This is a genomic window from Paenibacillus sp. AR247, from assembly GCF_002968895.1.
Classification (GTDB): domain Bacteria; phylum Bacillota; class Bacilli; order Paenibacillales; family Paenibacillaceae; genus Paenibacillus_AQ; species Paenibacillus_AQ favisporus.
Genome location: NZ_PCZT01000009.1, coordinates 1695011 through 1698609 on the forward strand (window position 1 = coordinate 1695011; position 3599 = coordinate 1698609).

Genomic DNA, 3599 nt, shown 5'->3' on the forward strand with positions numbered 1-3599 from the left:
GCCTTTGTACACTTCAAGCCAACTCTTGCCCGTCGCTTTGATTTCCACCTGAACCGGTGTTCCCTGAGCTGCTGCACCTTAAGATCGCGTTTTGCCCTTCTTGCCGTCCTGAGCCACGGTTACGCCTTGATTGCCTTGGTTCGTCGTATCCGTCGAGTCCGTACCGGTTCCCGAAGAATCTGTTCCGGTGCCTGAAGGGTCTGTGCCATTTTGATCCGGCGGTGTTGTTGCATCCTTGCCCCCGGTATTTCCGCTGTCCGTGTTCGTGTTATCCGTCGTTGTGGTATCCGAATTTCCGGAATTGTCCTTGCTGCCGTCATCCCCCGGATTGGTGGCATTGTCCGGCGGCGTAGTTGTTGTTGCAGGCGGATCCTGATTCTTAGCCGTTGTCGGATCCTGCTGCTCCGTAACCTTGGACGAATCGATGCTATTGTCTTTCTTTGGCGAACTTGCATTGTTCGCATACAAATAAATAACGACAATGATCAGAATCGGGAACGTCCACATCAGCACGGTCGACAGCCACTTCACGTTTCGTTCAGGCGACGAGGAGCGGCTGCTGGACCGCTTCTGAATGACCGGCTCCATGGTCGCTTCCGGCTCCGGAGGAGCTTCCTTCTTGTGGCCTTCGAGCAGAACGTCCGGATCGAGTCCCACGGTTTCGGCATATGTTTTAATAAAAGCCCTCACATAAAAACTGCCGGGGAGCACCTTGTAATCCCCTGCTTCGATGGCTTCCAAGTATCTTTTGCGGATTTTTGTCATTTCCTGCACGTCGTCCAGGCTCATGCCCTTCTGCAGTCTGGCTTCTCTTAACTGTTGACCCAGTTCAGACAACACCATCACCTCCTCATCAAATTACTTACAGATCGTCGTTGTATGTGCTTGTGAAAGTGTCATAAATAATTTCTTCATTCGGATTGTTGCGCAGCTCGATAATAATATCGAAATGATCGTACGTATACTCGGACTCCTGCACGAATACATCGGGATGCTCGATCACTTTCGTGCTCGGCATGTTCATGATATCCTGCAGCAGGTTGTAGTGGCGTTCGTTGGAACGGATCGTGCTGACGATTCCGTCGATAATAAACACGTTGTTCCGGTTCATTTCGTCTTCAGAGAGCTGGCTTCGGACCGTCTGCCGCAGCAGTGTCGAGGATACGAACGTCCAGCGCTTCATGGCGCACACACTGCCCGCGATGATGGACTCGGTTTTACCTACGCGGGGCATCCCGCGTAGCCCGATGACCTGATTTCCTTCCTTCTTAAATATTTCACCCAAAAAGTCAACCAGTAACCCAAGTTCGTCACGCGTAAAACGGAATGTTTTCCGGTCATCGGAATCGCGGTCGATGTACCGGCCGTGGCGCACAGCCAAAATATCGACAAGCTTCGGCGTCCGCAGCGCAGAGACCGTTATGCTGTCGACCTTTTTCAGCATGGCACCCATCAATTGGATCTTCTCGTCATCATTGGTTTCCAGCAACATTCCCCGCGTTTTGCCTTCAACCCCGTTAATTGTCAATATGTTAACCTCCAGCATACCGAGCAGGGATGCAATATCCCCGAGCAGACCCGGACGGTTCTTATGTATCTTATACTCCATGTACCATTGTTTCGCTTCCACTTCGACACCCCATCTGACCTTTTCCCATGTTTTCCAATAAAATAAACCTGCAACCCTTTCGGGTGAGGCTTCCAAAAAATCGCCTTTATTTCATGGGTCACGTTAATGATATATAAAATACATATGAAAAACAAGGTCAACTCTGTAAACATTAGAGAAAAGCCCCCAAATGGGGGCTTTTTCCTAAAGTTAAGCGTTTTTCTTGGCTAATTTAACCATCAGCCGGGCAATCGTCTGGCGCTCTTCACGGTTGCCCACTTCCCACAACTCCTTCAACGCACGGTTGGAAGCGTTGGCCGGATCGACTTTCTCATCGAGAAAATCACCGATCTCGTAAGCCAGCTTGGCGATGGTGTCTTCGCTCATCCCCAGTTTTTCGGCTTGTGCGACGCGTTCCCCAAGGAACTTTTTCCAGGCATCAAAGTTCTTTACTACTGTTGACATATTGATAAGTCCTCCCTTTGCTGTGGCGCATGAGATTTGAGATCAACAGTTGTAATATAACCTGTTTGGGGCGCGCCTATGCAGGGAAGACCGTCCTGGCCGCTCAGGTAATCCATCCACCGTTGGGGCTTATTACCTGACCGTTGATGTAACCGGATTCGGGCAGCGCGAGGAAATAAACGAGGGACGAAATTTCGTCGGGTCTCGCCAGCCGTCCGGCCGGAATTTCATCCTCGAGCATTCGTTTTTCCTCGACGTCCAAATGGTTCAGCATCTCGGTATCCACCGCGCCCGGAGCTACCGCGTTCACCGTGACGCCAGAAGGGCCAAGTTCTTTGGCAAGCGCTTTGGTAAAAGCGTTAATACCGCCTTTGGTGGTCGATACAGCACTTCGCAGGAAGCGCCCGAAATCCCCCCAGACCGGAGGATATGTTGATAATGCGGCCGCTCCGCTGGGACCTGCAGCTTGTTAACCCGGCGTTTTTCCGCAACACCAACCGTCTCCGGCTCAAAGATACGCTCGATTTTGCCTTGTAGGCGGATAATCTTTCTTCGCCTGGTTGGCGCGGACGAGGTCGAACACTTCTTCCGGCTTTACTCCGCCGACGACGAACAGCAGCATGTTGCTCGGATGATAAAAGGCGTTATAGCAGGTGTAGAGCGTCTCCTTCGTAATCGTGCTGATGGATTCCACCGTACCGGCAATATCGATGTGCACCGGATGGATTTTATACATCGCTTCGATCAGGCCAAAATAGACGCGCCAGTCGGCGTTATCTTGGTACATGTTGATTTCCTGCCCGATAATCCCCTTTTCCTTGTCGACGTTCTGGTCGGTGAAATAAGGATTTTGCACAAAGTTCACGAGCGTTTCCAGATTCTCAGGAATGTGCTCGGTTGCTGAAAACAGGTACACGGTTTGGTCAAAGCTTGTAAATGCGTTGGCGGATGCGCCGTTGGAGGCGAATGTGGCGAAAATGTCGCCTTCCGGCTCCTCGAACATTTTATGCTCCAGGAAATGGGCGATCCCGTCCGGAACCGATATTTCATCCTGTCCCTCCACCCGGAAGTGGTTGTCGACAGAACCGTATTTAGTGGCAAACGTCGCATAGGTTTTCTGGAAACCCGGCTTCGGAAGCACGTAGACGTGAAGGCCGTTATCCATCACTTCATAATAGAGAGTCTCCTGCAAATTGTCGTACTGAAGTTTTTCCACCGGCTATTCCTCCTTCTGACCCTTCAGAAAATAAATCGTATCCAAATCAAAAGTCGACGCGGCCGCCTGAACATCCGCGACTTGAATATCTTCCACCTGCTGCAGCAGTTCTTCTCTTGACCGGTCCTTGCCGGAGAATTGACGGTTGAAGTCATACGCGATCATTTCAAAAGCCGAATCCTCAATTTCAAGAAGCAGATTCCGGATCATCGCCTTCGTCTGCGACATTTCCAGATCGGTAATGCGCCCGGAGCGCATTTCCTCGAGCTGGCTCTGATAATATCGAGCGTCTTTTTCGTAGTTCTGCAC

The 3599-nt window shown here is 51.0% G+C and carries 3 protein-coding genes and 3 pseudogenes; all 6 read right to left on the minus strand.

From position 1 onward, the window contains the following. Positions 1–78: 78 nt before the first annotated feature. Positions 79–837 carry a helix-turn-helix domain-containing protein gene (locus tag CPT76_RS41475; protein ID WP_374954652.1) on the minus strand — a complete coding sequence of 253 codons (759 nt, stop codon included), beginning with the start codon at positions 835–837 and terminating at the stop codon, positions 79–81. A gap of 25 nt (positions 838–862) precedes the next feature. Next, entirely contained in the window at positions 863–1630 is a 768-nt protein-coding gene (locus CPT76_RS16180) for a DUF3388 domain-containing protein (protein WP_076169541.1), read from the minus strand. A 189-nt stretch (positions 1631–1819) separates the two neighbouring features. Continuing rightward, positions 1820–2074 carry a DUF3243 domain-containing protein gene (locus tag CPT76_RS16185; RefSeq protein ID WP_105443596.1) on the minus strand — a complete coding sequence of 85 codons (255 nt, stop codon included), beginning with the start codon at positions 2072–2074 and terminating at the stop codon, positions 1820–1822. A 103-nt stretch (positions 2075–2177) separates the two neighbouring features. Beyond that, a pseudogene (locus CPT76_RS39870) lies at positions 2178–2532 on the minus strand (SDR family oxidoreductase); the annotation flags it as partial. Then, positions 2531–3239 (minus strand): annotated as a pseudogene (gene yfmH, locus CPT76_RS16195) (EF-P 5-aminopentanol modification-associated protein YfmH); the annotation flags it as partial. The pseudogenes yfmH and CPT76_RS39870, both read right to left, overlap by 2 nt. 54 nt (positions 3240–3293) lie before the next feature. Next, positions 3294–3599 (minus strand): annotated as a pseudogene (locus CPT76_RS16200) (EF-P 5-aminopentanol modification-associated protein YfmF); the annotation flags it as partial.

Coding starts and splice junctions, on each gene's coding strand:
- CPT76_RS16185 (WP_105443596.1), bottom strand. CDS start 2,074: ATGTCAACAGTAGTAAAGAACTTTGATGCCTGGAAAAAGTTCCTTGGG.